This is a genomic window from Saccharopolyspora phatthalungensis, from assembly GCF_014203395.1.
Classification (GTDB): Bacteria; Actinomycetota; Actinomycetes; order Mycobacteriales; family Pseudonocardiaceae; genus Saccharopolyspora; species Saccharopolyspora phatthalungensis.
Genome location: NZ_JACHIW010000001.1, coordinates 2,496,268 through 2,517,502, shown reverse-complemented (window position 1 = coordinate 2,517,502; position 21,235 = coordinate 2,496,268). Strand labels below are relative to the sequence as shown.

Sequence of the window (21,235 nt, the reverse complement as noted above, 5' to 3'; positions counted from 1 at the left end):
CCGGGCGTTCCAACCCTACGCATGGCCCGACGCACCAGACCATCCCACCCGCAACAGAGGTTTCCAGGCGTGCGGGATCGCGCGCCCGGACCGTTCAGCCTACCGGAGGAAGCCCTCGTACTTGCGCTGCGTGAGCTGGCTCTCGATCTGCTTCACGGTGTCCAGGCCGACGTTGACCATGATCAGCACCGCCGTACCGCCGAACGGGAAGTTCTGGTTCTGGCCCTGACCACCGGTGATGCCGAGGAAGAAGTTCGGCAGGATCGCGATGACGCCCAGGTACAGCGAGCCGGGCAGGGTGATCCGGGAGAGCACGAAGTTCAGGTACTCCGCGGTCGGCCGACCGGGCCGGATGCCCGGGATGAACCCGCCGAACTTCTTCATGTCGTCGGCGCGCTCTTCGGGGTTGAAAGTGATCGAGACGTAGAAGTACGCGAAGAACACGATCAGCGACATGTACAGCAGGATGTGCACCCAGCTGGAGGGGGCGACGATGTAGGTCTGGATGAACCGCGCCCACCAGCTATCGGTGTTGCCCGCCAGCTGGCCGACCAGCTGCGGCAGGTACAGCAGCGATGAGCCGAAGATGACCGGGATGACACCCGCCTGGTTCACCTTCAACGGCAGGTAGGTGGAGGTTCCGCCGTACATCCGGCGGCCGATCATGCGCTTTGCGTACTGCACCGGGATGCGGCGCTGGGCCTGCTCGATGAACACCACGGTGGCGATGATCACGACGGCGAAGGCGCACACCACGGTGAACACCAGCCCGCCGTGCGAGGTGAGGATCGTGCCGCCCTCGGCCGGGATGCGGGCCGCGATGGAGACGAAGATCAGCAGGGACATCCCGTTGCCGATACCACGCTCGGTGATCAGCTCGCCCATCCACATCAGCACCGCGGCGCCTGCGGTCATCACGACCACGATGGTGATCAGGTTCAGCACCGAGTCATCCGGGACCGGCGACACCGAGCAGCCCTGGAACAACTGGCCGCGCACCGCGAGGGCCACGATGCCGGTGCCCTGCAGGATCGCCAGCGCGATGGTCAGGTACCGGGTGTACTGGGTGAGCTTCGCCTGCCCGGACTGGCCTTCCTTCTTCAGCTGCTCGAAGCGCGGAATGACCACCTGCAGCAGCTGGATGATGATGCTCGCGGTGATGTAGGGCATGATGCCCAGCGACAACACCGACAGCTGCAGCAGCGCACCGCCGCTGAAGAGATTGAGCAGCGAGTACACGCCCTGCGAACCGCTGCCCTGGATCTGCTGGATGCACTGCTGGATGTTCGGGTACGACACCCCCGGCGAGGGAATCGTGGCACCGAGCCGGTAGAGCACGACCATGCCCAGGGTGAACAGGATCTTGCGGCGCAGGTCCGGCGTCGCCAGAGCCGAGCGGAAGGCGCCGAGCACGCGAACCTCCTGTACACGAGCCGGTCGGGACCGGCCGGGAAAGATGCGGCAATTTCGGCAGCATCCGATATGACGGCGCTGCCGGGGCGACTCTAGCAGGCCCATACGCTGCCACGGACGGCGACCGAAGCCCCACCAGCGAGTCACCGCTTGCGCTATCGGCGAACACCACTATTCCCGATTTCAATTGAAACCGGGAGCCATCGACCGCCGTTTCGACGGAAATCGTTTTCCCGCAACAAGATTCGAGTGCGGCTTCAATGGAAAACACGATCCGAACGCAACGCCCCGATCGTTTCGGAGTACCGATGAGAGGCACGCTTGACCAAATTATTTGGATAAGCCTGCCCCGAACTCTTCACCCGATCGGTGAAAAGACCGGGGGCCGGTCGACTGTGTCGACCGGCCCCCGGTTGGAAAACCGTTGTCAGCGGTCCAGTTTGGTGACCGAACCACCCGCAGCGGTGATCTTCTCCTGGGCGCTGCCGGTGAACGCGTGCGCGGTCACCTCCAGCTTGACGCCCTCCAGGTCCCCGTCGCCGAGGATCTTGACCAGCTCGTTCTTCTTGACCAGGCCCTTGGCGATCAGCTCGTCGATGCCGACGGTGCCGCCCTCCGGGAACGCCTGGGCCAGCCGACCGATGTTCACACCCTGGTACTCGGTGCGGAAGCGGTTCTTGAAGCCCTTCAGCTTCGGCAGCCGCATGTGGATCGGCATCTGCCCACCCTCGAAACGAGGGGAGACGTTCTTGCGGGCCTTGGTGCCCTTGGTACCGCGACCGGCGGTCTTGCCCTTGGAGCCCTCACCGCGGCCGACGCGGATCTTGTCCCGCTTGGAGCCGGGGGCCGGACGCAGGTCGTGCAGTTTGATGACCATGTCAGTCGACCTCCTCGACCGTCACCAGGTGACGGACGGCGTTGATCATGCCGCGCACGTTGGAGTCATCCGGACGCACCACGGACTGACGAATCTTGCGCAGCCCGAGGGTGCGCATGGTGTCGCGCTGGTTCTGCTTGGTGCCGACCAGCCCGCGCACCTGGGTGATCTTCAGCTGTGCCATCTCGATCAGGCCCCCTGCCCCGCGGCACGGGCACGCAGGATGAACGCCGGCGCGACGTCCTCCAGAGGCAGACCGCGACGGGCCGCGACCTCCTCCGGACGCTGCAGCTGCTTCAGTGCGGCGACCGTGGCGTGCACGATGTTGATCGGGTTGTCGCTGCCCAGCGACTTGCTCAGCACGTCGTGGACACCGGCGCACTCCAGCACCGCGCGCACCGGGCCACCGGCGATGACACCGGTACCGGCGCTGGCCGGACGCAGCAGCACGACGCCCGCGGCGTCCTCGCCCTGCACCGGGTGGGTGATGGTGCCGCCCAGGCGCGGAACGCGGAAGAAGTTCTTCTTCGCCTCCTCGACGCCCTTGGCGATCGCCGCCGGAACTTCCTTGGCCTTGCCGTAACCGACACCGACCATGCCGTCGCCGTCGCCGACGACGACCAGCGCGGTGAAGCTGAACCGCCGACCGCCCTTGACGACCTTCGCGACCCGGTTGATGGTCACGACGCGTTCGAACTGCGGGGTCTTCTCTTGGGCCGCCCCGCCACGGCCGCCGTCGCGGCGGTCCCGGCGGTCCTTGCCGCCGGACTCCCCGCCATCACGCCGAGTGCGTCCAGGCATCAGGCGTCCCTTCCGTTCTCGTTCTTACCCACTTGTCAGAACTCCAGTCCGCCGTCACGGGCGGCGTCGGCCAGCGCGGCCACCCGACCGTGGTAGGCGTTACCGCCGCGGTCGAACACGACCTTGTCGATGCCGGCGTTCTTGGCACGGGCCGCGACGAGTTCGCCCACCTTGGTGGCCTTGGCCTTCTTGTCGCCCTCGAAGGCCCGGACATCGGTTTCCAGGCTGGAGGCGGCGACCAGGGTGTGGCCCTTGGTGTCGTCGATGACCTGCGCGACGATGTTGCGCAGCGACCGGGTCACGACCAGACGCGGGCGCTCCGCGGTGCCGACGATCTTCTTGCGGATGCGCGTGTGCCGCTTTGCACGGGCAAGCCGACGCTTGGTCGAGATGTCCTTGCCCACCGGCTTGCGCTTGGTAGCTGTGGTCTCGCTCATGGTCACTTACCCGTCTTCCCGACCTTGCGGCGGATGATCTCACCTGCGTAGCGGACACCCTTGCCCTTGTACGGGTCGGGCTTGCGCAGCTTGCGAATCCTGGCCGCGATCTCGCCGACCAGCTGCTTGTCAATGCCCTTGACCGACAGCTTGGTCGGGCCGTCCACGGCGAACTGGATGCCTTCCGGCGGCTCGATCACGATGGGGTGGCTGTAGCCGAGGGCGAACTCCAAGTTCGACCCCTTCTGCAGCACGCGGTAACCGACGCCGTGGATCTCCAGGTCCTTCTGGTATCCCTGGCTGACGCCGATGACCATGTTGTTCACCAGCGTCCGGGTGAGCCCGTGCAGCGAACGGCTTTCCCGCTCGTCGTCGGGGCGCTTCACCAGGATCGAACCGTCCTCGTCCCGCTCGACGGCGATCGGCTCGGCGACCTGGTGATGCAGGCTGCCCTTGGGGCCCTTCACGGTCACCGCCGGGCCGTCGATGGTCACCTCGACGCCGGAGGGGACGGTGATCGGCAGCTTTCCGATGCGCGACATTGCCGCTCCTCCTCCCTTACCAGACGTAGGCGAGGACTTCCCCGCCCACGCCCTTCTTCATGGCCTGCCGGTCGGTCAGCAGACCGCCGGAGGTCGAGATGATCGCAATGCCCAGGCCGCCCAGGACCTTCGGCAGGCCGGTGGACTTGGCGTAGACCCGCAGACCGGGCTTGGAGACCCGGCGCAGGCCCGCGATGCTCCGCTCGCGGTTCGGGCCGTACTTGAGCTCGACGACGAGCTGCTTGCAGTTTTCGCCCTCTTCGACGCGGGAGCCGGACACGTAGCCCTCCCGCTTGAGGATCTCGGCGATGTTCGCCTTCAGCTTGGAGTGCGGCATCACGACCTCGTCGTGGTATGCCGAGTTTCCGTTGCGCAGACGCGTCAGCATGTCTGCGATCGGATCGGTCATCGTCATGACCTGCTCAACCTTTCTCGTCTGGTTCCGATGGGCCCCGACCGCGCACCACCCGGGGTCCGGGTGGCCGTCTGGGCCCTGGCCTGGACGAAGTTCGGGGTTTCCCGGCCGAGCAGCCGGGTCCCTTGTCATTTCGCGTGCAAGCACGGCGTTCGCCGCGGAGCGTGGGCATCGGCCCTGGTAGCGCCTGCTGAGGGTACCGGGAACCGGCATCACCCCAGCGGGCGGGCAGTCACCAGGAGGACTTGCTCACGCCGGGCAGTTCGCCCGCGTGCGCCATCTCGCGGAAGCACACCCGGCACAGCCCGAACTTGCGGAACACCGCACGCGGCCGACCGCAGCGCTGGCAGCGGGTGTAGCCGCGAACGTTGAACTTCGGCTTGCGCGCCGCCTTGATAACCAGCGCCTTCTTGGCCATCGCTCAGTTCTCCTTGAACGGGAAGCCCAGGTGCTTCAGCAGCGCCCGACCTTCCTCATTGTTGGTGGCCGTGGTAACGACGGTGATGTCCATGCCACGCGGGCGGTCGATGTGGTCCGGGTTGATCTCGTGGAACATCGACTGCTCGTTGAGGCCGAACGTGTAGTTGCCCTTGCCGTCGAACTGCTTCGGCGACAACCCGCGGAAGTCGCGGATGCGCGGCAGCGCGATGGTGACCAGGCGGTCGAGGAACTCCCACATCCGGTCGCCGCGCAGGGTGACCCGCGCGCCGATCGGCATGCCCTCGCGGAGCTTGAACTGCGCGATGGACTTGCGGGCCTTGCGGATCTCCGGCTTCTGACCGGTGATGATCGACAGGTCGCGGACCGCACCCTCGATCAGCTTGCTGTCCCGAGCGGCGTCGCCAACACCCATGTTGACCACGACCTTGACCACGCCCGGCGTCTGCATCACGTTGGAGTAGTTGAACTCCTCGTTGAGCGCCTGGCGGATCTCCTCGCGGTAACGGGTCTTGAGCCGCGGGACGATCTTCTCAGCTGTAGTCATGATCAGATGTCCTTACCGTTACGACGAGAGATGCGAACCTTCTTGCCGTCCTCACCGATGCGGTAGCCGACCCGGGTGGGCTTGCCGTCGGAGTCCACGACCATCACGTTGCTCACGTGGATCGGCGCTTCCTGGGTGACGATGCCGCCGGACTGCGCACCACGCTCGGTCCGGGAGACCTTGGTGTGCTTCTTGATCCGGTTGACACCCTCGACCAGAACCCGCTGCTCCTGCGGCATGGCCTTGATGACCTTGCCCTTGGCGCCCTTGTCCTTGCCGGAGATGACGACGACCGTGTCGCCTTTCTTGATCTTCATCACAAAACCTCCGGCGCGAGCGAGATGATCTTCATGAACTTCTTGTCGCGCAACTCGCGGGCGACCGGCCCGAAGATACGGGTACCCCGCGGCTCGCCACCGGGCTTGACCAGCACCGCGGCGTTCTCGTCGAACCGGATGTAGGACCCATCCGCCCGACGCTTTTCCTTCTTCTGGCGGACGATGACGGCCTTGACCACATCGCCCTTCTTGACACCGGCACCCGGGATGGCTTCCTTGACGGTCGCCACGATGATGTCCCCGAGGCCCGCGTACCGCCGACCCGACCCACCGAGGACCCGGATCGTGAGGATCTCCTTGGCCCCGGTGTTGTCGGCGACACGCAGTCGCGACTCCTGCTGGATCACGTCTGACTCCTGACCCTAAGTACCCGGACCTGGCCCGAGCACACTCTGGCGCGCCAAATTTCCGACCTGACGCGCGCGGTCACTGCTGGCACGCGAACCGGCCGACCGCTGGGAGGACTCCCGGCGGCCAGCCGACCGCACACCGTTTACTTGGCCTTCTCCACGACCTCGACCAGCCGCCAGCGCTTGGTGGCCGACAGCGGTCGGGTCTCCATCAGCAGCACGCGGTCGCCGACACCGGCCGTGTTGGCCTCGTCGTGCGCCTTGACCTTGGTGGTCTGCCGCATGACCTTGCCGTAGAGGGCGTGCTTCTTGCGGTCCTCGAGGGACACCACGATCGTCTTGTCCATCTTGGACGAAACGACGTAACCCTCGCGCACCTTGCGGCGGTTGCGCTCCACGCCCTGTCCTTTCTCACTCATGCCGCGCCCTCCTCGGCGCCTTCAGGGGAAACCGTCAGGCCCAGTTCGCGCTCGCGCATGATGGTGTAGATCCGGGCGATGTCCTGGCGGACGACGCGCAGCCGCCGGTTGTTCTGCAACTGGCCCGTGGCCATCTGGAAGCGGAGGTTGAACAGCTCCTCCTTCGCTTCCTTCAGTCGCTGAACGAGCTCCTCCTCGTTGAGTTCGCGGAGCTCGGATGCGGTGACACCCGCTGCCATCAGAAGTCACCACCCTCACGGGACACGATCTTGCACTTCATCGGGAGCTTGTGCGCCGCACGGGTCAGCGCCTCGATCGCCGTCTTCTCGTTCGGGAAGGTCAGCTCGAACATGATGCGCCCGGGCTTGACGTTGGCGACCCAGGACTCCGGCGAACCCTTACCGGAACCCTGCCGGGTTTCGGCCGGCTTCTTGGTCAGCGGGCGGTCCGGGAAGATGTTGATCCACACCTTGCCGCCACGCTTGACGTGCCGGGTGATCGCGATACGGGCCGACTCGATCTGCCGGTTGGTCACGTAGCCGTGCTCGATCGCCTGAATGCCGTACTCGCCGAAGTTGATCCGGGTGCCACCCTTGGCGAAGCCCTTACGCTTCGGCGCGTGGCTCTTGCGCCACTTCACCCTGCGTGGGACGAGCACGTCTCAGCCCTCCGTCTTCTCTTCAGCCGCAGCAGCCTGCGGCTGCTCGCCCTCCGCGGCCTTGTCGGCCTTGGCGGACTTGTCAGCTGCGGCGCGGTCCGCGCCACCGGCGCCCCGGCGACGACCACCGCGGTCGGAACGGCCACCGCGCTCGCCGCGGTCGCCACCGCCGCGCGGCGGACGGACCTCGGACTCCTGCTGCTTCTGCTTCAGGCCGCCGACCAGCTCACCCTTGTAGATCCACACCTTGACGCCGATGCGGCCGAAGGTGGTGCGGGCCTCGAAGAAGCCATAGTCGATATCCGCGCGCAGCGTGTGCAGCGGAACCCGACCCTCGCGGTAGAACTCCGAGCGGGACATCTCCGCGCCGCCGAGGCGACCCGAGCACTGCACCCGGATGCCCTTGACCTGCGGCGAGCGCATGGCCGACTGGATGGCCTTGCGCATCGCGCGCCGGAAGGACACGCGGTTGGACAGCTGCTCGGCCACGCCCTGCGCGACCAGCTGGGCGTCCGCCTCGGGGTTCTTGACCTCAAGGATGTTCAGCTGGACCTGCTTGCCGGTCAGCTTCTCCAGGGAACCGCGAATGCGGTCCGCCTCGGCACCGCGGCGGCCGATGACGATGCCCGGCCGAGCGGTGTGAATGTCCACCCGGACCCGCTCGCGGGTGCGCTCGATCTCCACCTTCGAGATCCCAGCGCGCTCCATGCCGCGAGACAGCTGCCGGCGAATCTTGACGTCCTCCGCGACGTATTCCGAATACTGCTTGTCGGCGTACCAGCGAGACTTCCAGTCCGTGGTGATGCCGAGTCGGAAGCCGTGCGGGTTGATCTTCTGACCCACTACCGGGCACTCCCCTTCTGGCTCTTTCGGGACTTGGTCGCCGCCTTCGGCCGGGACTCGACCTCGACCGTGATGTGGCTGGTCCGCTTGCGGATCCGGTACGCACGGCCCTGCGCGCGCGGCCGGAACCGCTTCAACGTCGGACCCTCGTCCACGTACGCGTGGTGGACCCACAGCGTCTCGGGGTCGAGGGAAAGGTTGTTCTCCGCGTTGGCGATCGCACTGGCGAGCACCTTCGACACCGGACCGCTGGCGGTCTGCGGCGCGAACTGAAGCACGGCCAGGGCATCGCTGGCGCTCCGGCCCTTGATGAGCTCGACCACGCGGCGCGCCTTCATCGGCGACACGCGGACGAACCGGGCCCGCGCCACTGCGCGCGGGGTCTCCTCCGCGGCAGTGTCGTCGGAACGGGCTGTCATCCTGCTACCCCTTGCTCTTACTCGTTCGTGTCACAGACCCGCTCAGCGGCGCCGCGACTTCCGGTCTTCCTTGACGTGGCCCTTGAAGGTGCGGGTCGGGGCGAATTCGCCCAGCTTGTGCCCGACCATCGACTCGGTGACGAACACCGGGACGTGCTTGCGGCCGTCGTGCACCGCGAAGGTGTGGCTCAGCATGTCCGGAATGATCGTGGACCGGCGGGACCAGGTCTTGATCACGGTCTTCTTGCCCGATTCGTTGAGCGCGTCCACCTTCTTGAGCAGGTGGTCGTCCACGAACGGGCCCTTCTTCAGGCTGCGTGGCATGTTTGCTTACCTCCCTGCTCAGCGCTTCTTGCCGGTACGGCGACGGCGAACGATGAGCTTGTCACTGGGCTTGCGGCGGCGGGTGCGGCCCTCCGGCTTGCCCTTCGGGTTGACCGGGTGACGACCACCGGAGGTCTTGCCCTCACCACCACCGTGCGGGTGGTCCACCGGGTTCATCACGACACCGCGGACGGTCGGGCGCTTGCCCTTCCACCGCATGCGGCCGGCCTTGCCCCAGTTGATGTTGGCGTGCTCGGAGTTGCCGACCTCGCCGACGGTGGCCCGGCACCGGGCGTCCACGTTGCGGATCTCGCCCGAGGGCATCCGCAGCTGGGCGTACGGGCCGTCCTTGGCCACCAGCTGCACCCGGGCACCGGCGGACCGCGCGATCTTGGCGCCGCCACCGGGACGGAGCTCGATCGCGTGGATCACGGTGCCGGTCGGGATGTTGCGCAGCGGCAGGTTGTTACCCGGCTTGATGTCCGCACGCGCACCGCTCTCGATCTTGTCGCCCTGCTTGATGTTGTTCGGCGCGATGATGTAGCGCTTCTCGCCATCGGCGTAGTGCAGGAGCGCGATCCGAGCACTGCGGTTCGGGTCGTACTCGATGTGCGCGACCTTGGCCGGCACACCGTCCTTGTCGTTGCGGCGGAAGTCGATCAGGCGGTAAGCCCGCTTGTGACCGCCACCCTTGTGCCGCGTGGTGATCTTGCCCTGAGCGTTGCGGCCCGCCTTCTTGTTCAGCGGACGCACCAACGACTTCTCCGGCTCCGTCCGGGTGATCTCGGCGAAGTCGGACACGCTCGCGCCACGACGGCCCGGCGTCGTCGGCTTGTACTTGCGAATGCCCATTGTTAACGCAACCTCGTCCTAATCAGCACCGTCAGGCGGCCGGTCCGCCGAAGATCTCGATCGGCTTGCTCTCCGGCGACAGGGTGACGATCGCCCGCTTCGTGTCCTTGCGCTTGCCGTACCCGGTCCGGGAACGCTTGCGCTTGCCCACGCGGTTGATCGTGTTGACGCTGGTCACCTTGACGCCGAAGATCTTCTCGACCGCGATCTTGACCTCGGTCTTGTTGGAGCGCGGGTCCACCAGGAAGGTGTACTGCCCCTGCTCAAGCAGCCCGTAGCTCTTCTCGGAGATCACCGGCGCAAGGATGATGTCTCGCGGGTCGGCGCTCACTGCTCTGCCCCCTCTGCGGAAGACGCGGCGGCCTTGACCGACCGGCCCTTGACCGGGCCCGCGACGAAACGGTCGAGCGCGGCCTTGGTGAACACCACGTCATCGCTGTTGAGCACGTCGTAGGTGTTCAGCTGGCCCGGGTCGATCAGATGCACGTTCTGCAGGTTCCGCAGACTCAGCCACGAGTTCTCCTCCTCGCGGCGGTTGAGCACCACCAGAACCTTCTTGGCCTCGGTCCAGTTGCGCAGTGCGGTCTTGGCCTGCTTGGTGGACGGCTGCTCGCCGCCGACCACGCCGGTGACCACGTGCAGCTGGCCGGCGCGAACCCGGTCGGAGAGGGCACCGCGCAGCGCGGCGACCTTCATCTTCTTCGGGGTCCGCTGCGAGTAGTCCCGCGGCTGGGGACCGTGCACGGTGCCACCGCCGGTGAACTGCGGGGCCCGGATGGAGCCCTGCCGGGCGTTGCCGGTGCCCTTCTGGCGGTACGGCTTCCTGCCGCCGCCGGACACCATGCCGCGCGTCTTGGTGGCGTGCGTGCCCTGGCGCGCGGCGGCCAGCTGGGCCACCACGACCTGGTGCATCAGTGCCACGTTCGCCTGCACGTCGAAGATCTCGGCGGGCAGTTCGACGGTGCCGTCGGTCTTACCGTCCGGGGTACGGACATCGAGCGTCAGGCTCATCACGCACCACCCTTCGCGGGACTCTTAACCAGGACCAGGCCGCCCTTGGGGCCGGGCACGGCGCCCTTGATCAGCAGCAGGCCGGTTTCCGACTCCACCTTGTGAACCTTCAGGTTCTGGGTGGTCACACGGTCCGAACCCATCCGCCCGGCCATCCGCATGCCCTTGAACACGCGGCCGGGGGTGGCGCAGCCGCCGATGGAACCCGGCTTGCGGTGCACGGCCTGGGTACCGTGGCTGGCGCCCTGACTGCGGAAGCCGTGCCGCTTGATGGTGCCTGCGAAGCCCTTGCCCTTGCTGGTGCCGACCACGTCGACCACCGCGCCCGCCTCGAAGACGTCGGCGTTGATCTCCTGGCCCAGCTCGTACTCGCCGGCGTCCGCGGTGCGCAGCTCCACGACGTGGCGGCGCGGGGTGACACCGGCCTTGGTGAAGTGGCCGCTCCGCGGCTTGTTCACCTTGCGCGGGTCAATGGCGCCGAACGCCAGCTGCACGGCCGAGTAGCCGTCCTTCTCGGGGGTCCGAATCTGGGTCACCACGTTCGGCCCGGCCTGCACGACCGTCACCGGGACCACCCGGTTCTGGTCGTCGAAGACCTGGGTCATGCCGAGCTTGGTGCCCAGAATCCCCTTGATCTGCCTGTCAGACATAGGTCTCGTTCTCTCCAGCTACCTCGTCGCCGCGCTTACTGGATGTTCACGTCGACGCTGGCCGGCAGGTCGATGCGCATCAACGCGTCGACCGTCTTCGGCGACGGTTCGAGAATGTCGATGAGCCGCTTGTGCGTCCGCATCTCGAAGTGCTCCCGCGAGTCCTTGTACTTGTGCGGGGAGCGGATGACGCAGTAGACGTTCTTCTCCGTGGGCAGCGGCACCGGCCCAACGACCCGAGCGCCGGTGCGCGTCACGGTCTCGACGATCTTGCGCGCGGACGCGTCGATCGCCTCGTGGTCGTAGGCCTTGAGCCGGATGCGGATCTTCTGTCCCGCCATAGTGGCTTGCCGTTCCTCTAGTCTCGTGCCGCGGTTTGGTCTTGGGTGCGGGCGCACCGCACCCTCGCGGGGGTGGTGCTCCACGCGGCCTCAGCCTGGTGTCGTCCCGATGCCGGGAGGCGCCACAGCTCTCAGTCCGCCCCTGTTCAGGTATCTGGTGCCCGGTACCCGCGGTCGGGCGTGTCGCCCGGCTACCGCATACCGGTCCCCTCGAACGTCGCCGACGGGATGGGCCTTGCGGCCCGTACACCTTCTTGTGCCCTGCTCGGTCCACCGCCGGGAACCCGGCGATTCAGCTACCGTCTGAGAACGGTCGGCGAACCGGAACAAGGGCGCGAGGCCCTCGCAGCAAGGCGGCCGGAGCTTCGAACCTAATCGACTTCGGTCCGTTCACAACCCGGCCGCCCTGAACGAGCAACCTATACAGGATGACATACCTGTTCAGCCAGCCCAAACCGGGGGTGGCTTTTTCGAAGATGGCCCGGACTCACCTTGCGTAGGTGGTCCCGTGTTCGGTCTGCTCTGCAAAGCAGAGAGGGCCCGTCCCCGAGTACACGGGGACGGGCCCTCGCCACGTCACTTGAGGATCTTGGTGACGCGACCGGCGCCGACGGTGCGGCCACCCTCGCGGATCGCGAAGCGCAGACCTTCGTCCATCGCGATCGGCTGGATCAGCTGCACCGACATTTCGGTGTTGTCGCCCGGCATGACCATCTCGGTGCCCTCGGGGAGGGTCACCACACCGGTCACGTCGGTGGTACGGAAGTAGAACTGCGGCCGGTAGTTGTTGAAGAACGGCGTGTGCCGACCACCCTCGTCCTTGGACAGGATGTAGACCTGCGCCTCGAAATCGGTGTGCGGGGTGGTGGTGCCGGGCTTCACGACGACCATGCCGCGCTCGACCTCTTCGCGCTTGATACCGCGAATCAGCAGGCCGACGTTGTCACCCGCCTGGCCCTCGTCGAGCAGTTTGCGGAACATCTCGACACCGGTGACGGTGGTCTTGATCGGCTTCTCCTTGATACCGACCATCTCCACCTCCTCGTTCACCTTGATGACACCGCGCTCGATGCGGCCGGTGACCACGGTGCCGCGGCCCGTGATGGAGAAGACGTCCTCGATCGGCATCAGGAACGGCTTCTCGATCTCGCGGACCGGGTCCGGGACGTTCTCGTCCACCGCGTCCATCAGCTCGACGATCTTCGCGCCCCACTCGGCGTCGCCCTCCAGCGCCTTCAGCGCGGAAACGCGGATCACCGGCACGTCGTCGCCCGGGAACTCCTGGGCCGACAACAGCTCGCGGACCTCCATCTCGACGAGCTCGAGGATCTCCTCGTCGTCGACCATGTCGGCCTTGTTCAGCGCCACCAGGATGTAGGGCACGCCGACTTGGCGGGCCAGCAGCACGTGCTCACGCGTCTGCGGCATCGGGCCGTCGGTCGCCGCGACCACCAGGATCGCGCCGTCCATCTGCGCCGCACCGGTGATCATGTTCTTCACGTAGTCGGCGTGACCGGGGGCGTCCACGTGGGCGTAGTGGCGCTTCTCGGTCTGGTACTCGACGTGCGCGATCTGGATCGTGATGCCGCGCTCTTTTTCCTCCGGCGCCTTGTCGATCTCGTCGAACGGCGTGAAGGGGTTCAGCTCCGGGTACTTGTCGTGCAGCACCTTGGTGATGGCCGCCGTGAGCGTGGTCTTGCCGTGGTCAACGTGACCGATGGTCCCGATGTTGACGTGCGGCTTGTCCCTCTCGAACTTCGCCTTCGCCACTGGATTGTCCTCCTGGACTTGTTAACTTTCCGCCGTACGACTTGTTGTGCCAGGCGGAGTCCTGTCGGGTAGGTGACGAGCGGGCCACCGATCCCGGAAGAGCACTGCCCTTGCGGGTGGCGGCCCGTCCGCCGCCGAACTGGAGGGGATTGCTCCCCGGTCGCCTTCGCGAGGCGTTGCCTCATGCTCGGTCCCGGCCGGGACCGAGCAGCGGGTCACTCGCCCGTTGCCTTGGCGATGATCTCCTTAGCCACGTTCGCCGGAACCTCGGCGTAGGAGTCGAACACCATCGAGTAGTTCGCGCGCCCCTGGGTCTTGGACCGCAGGTCGCCGACATACCCGAACATCTCCGACAGCGGCACGAGAGCCTTGACGACGCGGGTACCGCTGCGCTCCTCCATGGCCTGGATCTGACCACGGCGGGAGTTCAGGTCGCCGATGACATCGCCCATGTAGTCCTCGGGCGTGGTCACCTCGACCGCCATCATCGGTTCGAGCAGCGCCGGGGACGCCTTGGCGGCGGCTTCCTTCAGCGCCATCGAACCCGCGACCTTGAAGGCCATTTCCGAGGAGTCGACCTCGTGGTACTGGCCGTCGAGCAAGGTCACCTTCACGCCGACCAGCGGGTAGCCGGCCAGCACGCCGTACTGCATCGCGTCCTGCGCGCCCTGGTCCACCGACGGGATGTACTCCCGCGGGATGCGCCCACCGGTGACCTTGTTCTCGAACTCGTAGGTCGCGCTCTCGGACGTCTGCTCGATCGGCGAGAGTCCGATGATCACGCGCGCGAACTGACCGGAACCACCGGTCTGCTTCTTGTGCGTGTACTCGTACTTGTCGATCGACTTGCGGATCGTCTCGCGGTAGGCCACCTGCGGCTTACCGATGTTCGCCTCGACCTTGAAGTCGGACTTCATCCGGTTGACGAGCACCTCAAGGTGCAGCTCGCCCATGCCCTTGATGATCGTCTGACCGGTCTCGTCGTCCAGCTTGACCTGGAACGTCGGGTCTTCCTCGGCGAGCTTCTGGATCGCCGTGGACAGCTTCTCCTGGTCGGCCTTCGTCTTGGGCTCGATGGCCACCTCGATGACCGGCGCCGGGAAGGTCATCGACTCCAGCACGATCGGGTTCGCCGGGTCGCACAGGGTGTCGCCGGTCGTGGTGTCCTTGAGGCCGATCACCGCGTAGATGTGACCCGCCTGGATCTCGTCGACCGGGTTCTCCTTGTTGGAGTGCATCTGGAACATCTTCCCGATGCGCTCCTTGCGCTCCTTGGTCGAGTTGATGACCTGGGTGCCCGAGGAGACCTTGCCGGAGTAGACCCGGACGTAGGTGAGCTTGCCGAAGAACGGGTGCACGGCGATCTTGGACACCAGCGCGGAGAACGGCTCTTCGATGCTGGGCTTGCGCTCGGCCGGGGTCACGCCGTCGGGCAGCAGGCCCTGCACCGGCGGGACGTCCAGCGGCGAGGGCAGGTAGTCCACCACCGCGTCCAGCATCGGCTGGACACCCTTGTTCTTGAACGCCGTACCGCAGAGCACCGGGAAGGCCTCGCGGCTGTTGGTGAGGTTGCGGATCCCGCTCTTGATCTGCTCCTCGGTCAGCTCCTCGCCGCCGAAGTAGGCCTCCATCAGGGCCTCGTCGGACTCGGCGACGGCCTCGATCAGCTTCTCGCGGTACTCCGCGGCCGTCTCGGCGAGGTCGGCCGGGATCTCCTCGACCTCGTAGTCCTCACCCTTCTTGACCTCGCCGCGCCAGGTCAGCGCCTTCATGCGGACCAGGTCGACGACGCCCTCGAACTCGGACTCGGCGCCGATCGGCAGCTGCAGCACCAACGGCCGGGCGTGGAGGCGCTCCTCGATCGTCCGGACCGTGTAGTAGAAGTCGGCGCCCAGCTTGTCCATCTTGTTGACGAAGCAGATGCGCGGGACCTCGTACTTGTCCGCCTGACGCCAGACCTGCTCGGACTGCGGTTCGACACCTTCCTTGCCGTCGAACACCGCGACCGCGCCGTCCAGGACGCGCAGCGACCGCTCCACCTCGACCGTGAAGTCGACGTGGCCCGGGGTGTCGATGATGTTGATCTGGGTGTCGCCCCAAAAGGTCGTGGTAGCAGCCGAGGTAATGGTGATACCCCGCTTCTGCTCCTCTTCCATCCAGTCCATCGTCGCGGCGCCGTCGTGCACCTCGCCGATCTTGTACGTGATCCCGGTGTAGAACAGGATCCGTTCGGTCGTGGTGGTCTTGCCCGCGTCGATGTGGGCCATGATGCCGATGTTGCGGACCTTGGTCAGGTCAGTCAGCACGTCACGTGCCACGAGTTTCTTCCCCGTTCCCTAACAGCAGGTGCAAATCCTGAGACAGATGCAAGCTGTCGAATCGGTGTGCCGAGGCGGGCAAGGGCCGACCCGACGTCACCAGCGGTAGTGCGCGAAGGCCTTGTTGGACTCCGCCATCTTGTGCGTGTCTTCACGCTTCTTGACGCTCGCGCCGAGACCGTTGCTCGCGTCCAGCAGTTCGTTCATCAGGCGCTCGACCATGGTCTTCTCCCGGCGCTGCCGGGAGTAACCGACCAGCCAGCGCAGCGCGAGGGTGGTGGAGCGACCGGCCCGCACCTCGATCGGCACCTGGTAGGTCGCGCCACCCACGCGGCGGCTGCGGACCTCCAGGGTGGGCTTCACGTTGTCCAGGGCACGCTTGAGCGTGACGACCGGGTCGGTACCGGTCTTCTCCCGGCAGCCTTCCAACGCCGCGTAAACGATCCGCTCGGCCAGCGAGCGCTTGCCGTCCACGAGGACCTTGTTCACCAGCTGCGTGACCAGCGGCGAGCCGTACACGGGGTCAGCGTGCAGCGGCCGCTTCGGGGCCGGACCCTTGCGGGGCATCAGCTCTTCTCCTTCTTCGCGCCGTACCGGCTGCGAGCCTGCTTACGGTTCTTCACACCCTGGGTGTCAGCGGAACCGCGGATGATCTTGTAGCGCACGCCGGGGAGGTCCTTCACACGGCCGCCACGAACGAGCACGATCGAGTGCTCCTGCAGGTTGTGGCCCTCGCCCGGGATGTAGGCCGTGACCTCGATGCCGCTGGTCAGCTTGACACGAGCGACCTTGCGCAGTGCCGAGTTGGGCTTCTTCGGGGTGGTGGTGTACACGCGGGTGCACACGCCACGCCGCTGCGGGCTCCCCTTGAGCGCCGCGGTCTTGGTCTTCGCGACCTTGTCCTGGCGGCCCTTACGGACCAGCTGCTGGATGGTGGGCATGGACCGGCTTTCTGTCAGCGTTCGCGTCTTCTGGTACTCGACCAAGCGGCCGCTCGTTCGAGCTTCGGCGTGCCCTGGCGTCGAGCACCTGTCAGGCACTGTGTTTCGGGACTCCTCCCGCACCACGAGGTCGGGCGTGTCGCCCGCTCCTCGGCCTTTCGGCGCCGATGCGCCCCAATGGGAACTACCCCAGAGGGTTGTCGAGAGGAGTTCCACACATCCTCGGCGCTAACGCGGTACACCAACAGCTGGCGACCACGTCATGCACGGGCATGCGGATCGACCCGATGGGTGTCGGGTCCGATAAACAAAGATACCTGCCCCGTTCTCAGAGGGTCAAAACGGGGTCCCCCTTGACCTGCTCGATCACCCGGCGCCGCCACCTCTGAGTGCGAGCTCACGTCTTCTTGACTCGACACTCTACCCACCATGACAAGGGCGTCCCGCCAAGCGAGATGCATCACACCGAACGGTCACACCGCAGGCCAAGCCGCGTGCCGGTCTCAGGCCTCGGCGAGCCAGCCGTCGGTGACCAGGGAGGACGGCGGCGGTGCCGCCGCCGAACTGGCCGTAGGCCGGTTTCGCAACTCCGGAGATCACCTGGAACCCGGTGCACACCCGGTGCCTGCGGTAGTCCCGCCCGGTCGCTGCGGCGGGGCGGACCGACTTGGCCTCCGAGGCGGCCCCCTCGGCAGCCACCTTCTACTTGGCCTCCCCCTCGAACGTGTGGACGACGCCGTTGATGCGCCGGGGCGCGGGCTTGGGTGCCGGAAACTCCGGGCCGGGCTCGTCACCGGCCGCGCGTCGCGCGGGCTCCGGCGCCGCCGACCACTGTGGACGGACCGGGTAGCGCTCGTTCCAGTCCTCGTCGGTCGGCGGCTCGAGCGCGGACCGGCCCGGCTGAAACGCGCCCCGGCCGAACTCGGCCACGCAGTCCAGCGCCATCTGCTCGACGACGTCCCGCAGCTCCAACTCGGCCAGCCAGTCGACCGGGAGGGCACCGACGCCGAGCAGCGCGCCCACGATGTTGCCGCAGATAGCGCCGGTGGAGTCGCTGTCCCCGTCGTGGTGCACCGCGATCCGCAGCGCGAGCTCGACGTCCTCGCCGCCGACCAGGGCGGCGCACACCGCGATGGCCAGCGCCTCTTCGCCGACCCAGCCTCCGCCAAGCGTCTCGGCGACCTGCTGCGGGCTCGGCACGCCCGCCTCGGCGAGGTCGACGGCGGCTTTCAGCATCGCGCTGGTCTCCTCGTGGTCCTCCCAGGTCTCCAAAACCTGCAAGGCCAGCCACACCCCGTCGTCGAGGCCACGGCCGAGCAGCGCCTGCTGGACGATCACCGCGAGCGCGCCGGCGGAGTGGTAACCGGCGGGGTGGCTGTGGGTCAGCGCCGCGGTGCTGGCCGCGAGCCGGAATACCTCGGCCGGATCGGTGGAGCACAACGCGACCGGGGCGGCACGCATCACGCCGCCGCAGCCCTTGGAGTCGTTGATCCGCTCGGTGAACGAACCGGCCGGGTGGCCGTCACCGAACCGGGCCAGCGCGCGGAACACGGTCTTGCCGGGTGCCCGGGTCTTGAACAGGCCGGGCACCTCGACCAGCCAACCGTCCGGCGCGGGGTAGTCGGCGAGGAACGGCCCGGCGGCGGCATCCCACTCAACGCCCTGGGTGTGCAGCCAGCGCTGGTAGGCCAGCTGTACCTCGGCCAGCGGCTCAGCGGTGCCGAGCATGCGGTTCGCGACGCTGCCGCGGATCAGTCCTTCGGCGGTGAACAGCGTCATCTGGGTGTCGTCGGTGATCGCCCCATGCACCCCGTACGCCTCGCGCAGGCCGCTCGGGCCGTCGGGACCGAAGCGCTCGGCGATCTCCGAGGCGGTGATGAACTCCAGGTCCGCACCGAGCGCGTCACCGAGGGCACCGCCGAGGAAGCAGCCCAGCACGCGCTCGGTCAACGACGGGGCGCTGTCGTCGGGCCGGTCCGCCTTGGCGTGTTCACCACGTGCGATCGGCGGCACCGCCGGCTCCGGCGGCTTTGGCCCGGCGGCGGGGGTTTCTGCCGCTCCCCGGGGTTCGCCGTTCGACGGCTCGCGCTCGTCGACATCGGACGGCCCGCCCGCACCGAGGTCATCCACGTCCGGCAGGACCGTCTCAGCCGCTGCTTCCCGGGAGGTTTCCGCAACTTCCGGCAGGTCTGCGGAGTCGGGTTTCGGCGGCTCGGCGGCGCGACCCTGGGTCTCGGAATCGGCGACGGCGGCCGCGACCTTGGGCTCACCAGCGTCGGCGGCTGCGACGACGTCTTCGTCCGGCTTCACGCCGAGTTCGGCCGATTCGAGCTCGATCGGCTCCGGTGGCTCCAGGTCGACGGGCTCGCGCTCCACGTCCGGATCCGCCTCGGATCCTGCGCGTTCAACGGGGCTGGAGCCCTGTTGAACACCGCCGACTTCCTGCTCTTGCCCGCGCGCATCATCTTCGAAAGCGTCCGGAAAGGACTCCCCGCGAATTGATTCCGGCGGCTCGATGAACGTTGCGGGCCCGACGACCGCCCCCTCCGCCACCGCGTCGGCGGCATCGGCGTCCGGCAACTCCAGCTCGGCGAACTCCAGCGATGCGACGGACCTGCCGGATGCAGCCGCCGGCTCCGGAGCGGCGGAGATGTCATCGGCGTCCGGCACGACGATCGGCGCTTCTTCCGCCGACGCCTCCGGCTCGACCGCGGGTTCCGGGACCAACGGCTCCGGGTCAGCCGCCGAAGGAACGGCCTGCGGCAACTCGCGTTCCGACGCGTCCAGCGTCGGGGCCGTCTGCTCCCGCTCCGCGACCGGTGCCGACCAGTCCTCGACCGGGGACTCATCCGGCGTCACGGCAGCCGGTGCCGACTCCCAGTCCGGCGCCGGGACTTCCTCGGCCGAGGTCGAGAACTCCGCCGCCTGCGGAGCAACCGGGGCCGCCAGCGACGGGAAGGCCCCGAACTGCGAGTCGGCCTCGGACTGCGCCCGCTCCCGCGCAACCGGATCCACCCAGGCGTCGACGGTCGGGAATACCGCGTTGGATTCGAGCGGCGCTTCGGCTGAGCGCAGCTGCGACACCGGGATCGGCCCGGTGCTCGACGGGTCGGTGAATTCGAATGCCACCGGCTCCGCCCGACTTCCGGCGCTGACCGCCGGGAACGTCGGTCCTCCGATGTTTCCCGCGCTGCGGTTGCTGCCCGCATCACTCCAAGAACCGTCGCGCTGGGCACGGTTACCACGAGCATCGCCGCTCGGTGCGGGAATGCCCTGCGGGGGCGTGTCGACGGTGTCCAACCCGTCCGATGCCGGTACCGGTCCGGCCGTGATGGCCGGCAACACCATGGTCTGCTCGGCGAAGCCTTCGACGGTGTTCGGCAGTTCGCGCGGCCCACCGAGCTGCCGGGGGTTCGGCGCGTACCGCTGAACCCACTGTGGCGGCGGTGGCGGCGCGAATGCCTCGGTAGCGTCCTGGCACAAGATCTCGATGATCTCGCGCAGCTCGAGTTCGTCGAGCCACGGCGTGGGAATCCCATCGAGCCCGTAGATCGCCCCGGCGAGCTGCCCGGCCAGCGCCCCGGTCACGGCGCTGTCGCCGGAGTGGTTGACCGCCATGATCACGGCGTCGATGAAGTTGTGGGAGGCGGCGACCGCCGCCAGCGCGATACCCAGATCGCCCGGTCCGGTCCGGGTGTCGAACTCGATGTCCAGCTGCGTCGGACTCGGACGGCGGCCCCCATTGGTAGCGAACATCGCCGCGTGCGCTGCGCGCAGCGCGCCATGTGGCGACGCACTCCCGGCGAACGCCCGGTGCGTCTGCCAGGCTTCGACCGCCCCCCACAGGCTGTACCCGAGCAGGAGTTGGGCGAGCACATCGGCATGCAGTTCGGTCGCGGTGACCGCGCCGCTGTCCTTCGTCAACAGCGCCGCAGTCGTTCGCGCGTCCAGGTCAACGACTTTGAGGTCTGGGCTCCACAGCGCGAGCGGTGCCGTCCACACGATGCAGTCGCTCAAGCCCTGGTGAATGGGCGGCTCGCTGGACGACTGGTAGGTGTTCGGGAACGCCGGTCGGTGTACGAGGTCACCGAGGCCGAAGAGCGCGGGACCGCCGGGATTCCGGGTGGAGTACAGCTCGGGACGCTGCAACAGCCAACCGGTCGGGTCGCTCGCCGCGTACTTGGACATCGCGTATGTCCACGGCACGCCCTGGGTGTGCAACCAGGCGAGGTGGTTGCCCTCGATCGTCGGCACGGCCGACTGCTCCCCGACCGCCTTCGCCCGCAGCAGCGCTTCGAGGGTGAACACGGTCAGCTGCGTCAGGTCGGTGACCGCGCCGCGCCGCCCGTACACCGGCAGGTAATCGACGACGCCCTGCGGCCCGAACCACTGCTGGATCTCGGCGGTGGTGGCGTTTCGCACGCCGGACCCGAGAGCATCCCCGACCGCCCCGCCGAGCATGGCGCCGCGGAATCGATCGGCCCAGCTCAGCGACGAGCCCGGTTGAGCGTCGGTCATCGCGATGTCTCCC

The 21,235-nt window shown here is 67.3% G+C and carries 28 protein-coding genes; all 28 read right to left on the bottom strand.

The genetic code is table 11. From position 1 onward, the window contains the following. Window positions 1-99: 99 nt before the first annotated feature. Window positions 100-1,413, bottom strand: coding sequence for a preprotein translocase subunit SecY (secY, locus tag BJ970_RS11415; RefSeq protein ID WP_184726238.1), 1,314 nt, complete (start codon window positions 1,411-1,413; stop codon window positions 100-102). A 427-nt stretch (window positions 1,414-1,840) separates the two neighbouring features. Then, window positions 1,841-2,290 (bottom strand): 50S ribosomal protein L15, encoded by a 450-nt coding sequence (gene rplO / locus BJ970_RS11410; protein WP_184726237.1) that lies wholly within the window; start codon window positions 2,288-2,290, stop codon window positions 1,841-1,843. Window position 2,291: 1 nt separating this feature from the next. Next, window positions 2,292-2,474 (bottom strand): 50S ribosomal protein L30, encoded by a 183-nt coding sequence (rpmD, locus tag BJ970_RS11405; RefSeq protein WP_132493029.1) that lies wholly within the window; start codon window positions 2,472-2,474, stop codon window positions 2,292-2,294. Between the two features lie 5 nt (window positions 2,475-2,479). After that, window positions 2,480-3,091: a 30S ribosomal protein S5 gene (gene rpsE / locus BJ970_RS11400; protein ID WP_184726236.1), complete on the bottom strand. Its 612-nt coding sequence runs from the start codon at window positions 3,089-3,091 to the stop codon at window positions 2,480-2,482. Window positions 3,092-3,126: 35 nt separating this feature from the next. Beyond that, window positions 3,127-3,528, bottom strand: coding sequence for a 50S ribosomal protein L18 (gene rplR, locus BJ970_RS11395; protein ID WP_221467114.1), 402 nt, complete (start codon window positions 3,526-3,528; stop codon window positions 3,127-3,129). A 2-nt stretch (window positions 3,529-3,530) separates the two neighbouring features. Further along, window positions 3,531-4,070 (bottom strand): 50S ribosomal protein L6, encoded by a 540-nt coding sequence (gene rplF, locus BJ970_RS11390; RefSeq protein WP_184726235.1) that lies wholly within the window; start codon window positions 4,068-4,070, stop codon window positions 3,531-3,533. 16 nt (window positions 4,071-4,086) lie between these two features. Then, window positions 4,087-4,485, bottom strand: coding sequence for a 30S ribosomal protein S8 (gene rpsH / locus BJ970_RS11385; protein WP_184726234.1), 399 nt, complete (start codon window positions 4,483-4,485; stop codon window positions 4,087-4,089). 232 nt (window positions 4,486-4,717) lie between these two features. Beyond that, entirely contained in the window at window positions 4,718-4,903 is a 186-nt protein-coding gene (locus BJ970_RS11380) for a type Z 30S ribosomal protein S14 (protein WP_010315398.1), read from the bottom strand. Between the two features lie 3 nt (window positions 4,904-4,906). Continuing rightward, window positions 4,907-5,470 carry a 50S ribosomal protein L5 gene (rplE, locus tag BJ970_RS11375; RefSeq protein WP_184726233.1) on the bottom strand — a complete coding sequence of 188 codons (564 nt, stop codon included), beginning with the start codon at window positions 5,468-5,470 and terminating at the stop codon, window positions 4,907-4,909. Window positions 5,471-5,472: 2 nt separating this feature from the next. Then, entirely contained in the window at window positions 5,473-5,787 is a 315-nt protein-coding gene (rplX, locus tag BJ970_RS11370; RefSeq protein ID WP_184726232.1) for a 50S ribosomal protein L24, read from the bottom strand. Beyond that, entirely contained in the window at window positions 5,787-6,155 is a 369-nt protein-coding gene (rplN, locus tag BJ970_RS11365) for a 50S ribosomal protein L14 (protein ID WP_010315405.1), read from the bottom strand. Before rplN ends, rplX begins: the two co-directional genes overlap by 1 nt. A 146-nt stretch (window positions 6,156-6,301) precedes the next feature. After that, window positions 6,302-6,577 carry a 30S ribosomal protein S17 gene (rpsQ, locus tag BJ970_RS11360; RefSeq protein ID WP_184726231.1) on the bottom strand — a complete coding sequence of 92 codons (276 nt, stop codon included), beginning with the start codon at window positions 6,575-6,577 and terminating at the stop codon, window positions 6,302-6,304. Further along, on the bottom strand, window positions 6,574-6,816 hold the full coding sequence (gene rpmC, locus BJ970_RS11355; protein ID WP_010315409.1) for a 50S ribosomal protein L29: 243 nt from the start codon (window positions 6,814-6,816) through the stop codon (window positions 6,574-6,576). Before rpmC ends, rpsQ begins: the two co-directional genes overlap by 4 nt. Further along, window positions 6,816-7,235, bottom strand: a complete 420-nt coding sequence (rplP, locus tag BJ970_RS11350; protein WP_184726230.1) for a 50S ribosomal protein L16 — start codon at window positions 7,233-7,235, stop codon at window positions 6,816-6,818. The genes rpmC and rplP overlap by 1 nt, the downstream gene beginning before the upstream one ends. A gap of 3 nt (window positions 7,236-7,238) precedes the next feature. Next, entirely contained in the window at window positions 7,239-8,078 is an 840-nt protein-coding gene (rpsC, locus tag BJ970_RS11345; RefSeq protein WP_184726229.1) for a 30S ribosomal protein S3, read from the bottom strand. Beyond that, complete coding sequence (gene rplV / locus BJ970_RS11340) at window positions 8,078-8,497, bottom strand: 50S ribosomal protein L22 (protein ID WP_184726228.1); 420 nt, start codon at window positions 8,495-8,497, stop codon at window positions 8,078-8,080. Before rplV ends, rpsC begins: the two co-directional genes overlap by 1 nt. A 42-nt stretch (window positions 8,498-8,539) precedes the next feature. Then, complete coding sequence (gene rpsS / locus BJ970_RS11335) at window positions 8,540-8,821, bottom strand: 30S ribosomal protein S19 (RefSeq protein WP_184726227.1); 282 nt, start codon at window positions 8,819-8,821, stop codon at window positions 8,540-8,542. 18 nt (window positions 8,822-8,839) lie between these two features. Beyond that, window positions 8,840-9,673, bottom strand: a complete 834-nt coding sequence (gene rplB, locus BJ970_RS11330; RefSeq protein WP_184726226.1) for a 50S ribosomal protein L2 — start codon at window positions 9,671-9,673, stop codon at window positions 8,840-8,842. 31 nt (window positions 9,674-9,704) lie between these two features. Beyond that, on the bottom strand, window positions 9,705-10,004 hold the full coding sequence (gene rplW / locus BJ970_RS11325; RefSeq protein WP_184726225.1) for a 50S ribosomal protein L23: 300 nt from the start codon (window positions 10,002-10,004) through the stop codon (window positions 9,705-9,707). Then, entirely contained in the window at window positions 10,001-10,684 is a 684-nt protein-coding gene (gene rplD / locus BJ970_RS11320) for a 50S ribosomal protein L4 (RefSeq protein WP_184726224.1), read from the bottom strand. Before rplD ends, rplW begins: the two co-directional genes overlap by 4 nt. After that, window positions 10,684-11,334 carry a 50S ribosomal protein L3 gene (gene rplC / locus BJ970_RS11315; RefSeq protein WP_184726223.1) on the bottom strand — a complete coding sequence of 217 codons (651 nt, stop codon included), beginning with the start codon at window positions 11,332-11,334 and terminating at the stop codon, window positions 10,684-10,686. The genes rplD and rplC overlap by 1 nt, the downstream gene beginning before the upstream one ends. Window positions 11,335-11,369: 35 nt before the next feature. Further along, window positions 11,370-11,675 (bottom strand): 30S ribosomal protein S10, encoded by a 306-nt coding sequence (gene rpsJ / locus BJ970_RS11310; RefSeq protein WP_184726222.1) that lies wholly within the window; start codon window positions 11,673-11,675, stop codon window positions 11,370-11,372. A gap of 576 nt (window positions 11,676-12,251) precedes the next feature. Further along, on the bottom strand, window positions 12,252-13,445 hold the full coding sequence (tuf, locus tag BJ970_RS11305; RefSeq protein WP_184726221.1) for an elongation factor Tu: 1,194 nt from the start codon (window positions 13,443-13,445) through the stop codon (window positions 12,252-12,254). A gap of 215 nt (window positions 13,446-13,660) precedes the next feature. Then, entirely contained in the window at window positions 13,661-15,763 is a 2,103-nt protein-coding gene (gene fusA, locus BJ970_RS11300) for an elongation factor G (RefSeq protein WP_184726220.1), read from the bottom strand. Window positions 15,764-15,859: 96 nt separating this feature from the next. Beyond that, window positions 15,860-16,330, bottom strand: coding sequence for a 30S ribosomal protein S7 (rpsG, locus tag BJ970_RS11295; protein WP_184726219.1), 471 nt, complete (start codon window positions 16,328-16,330; stop codon window positions 15,860-15,862). Beyond that, window positions 16,330-16,704 carry a 30S ribosomal protein S12 gene (gene rpsL / locus BJ970_RS11290; protein ID WP_009948619.1) on the bottom strand — a complete coding sequence of 125 codons (375 nt, stop codon included), beginning with the start codon at window positions 16,702-16,704 and terminating at the stop codon, window positions 16,330-16,332. The genes rpsG and rpsL overlap by 1 nt, the downstream gene beginning before the upstream one ends. Window positions 16,705-17,124: 420 nt before the next feature. Continuing rightward, window positions 17,125-17,403, bottom strand: coding sequence for a glycohydrolase toxin TNT-related protein (locus BJ970_RS39955; protein ID WP_184726218.1), 279 nt, complete (start codon window positions 17,401-17,403; stop codon window positions 17,125-17,127). Window positions 17,404-17,406: 3 nt separating this feature from the next. Continuing rightward, a complete protein-coding gene (locus tag BJ970_RS11280) occupies window positions 17,407-21,222 on the bottom strand; it encodes an ADP-ribosylglycohydrolase family protein (RefSeq protein ID WP_184726217.1) in 3,816 nt (1,271 codons plus the stop codon). Window positions 21,223-21,235: the final 13 nt, after the last annotated feature.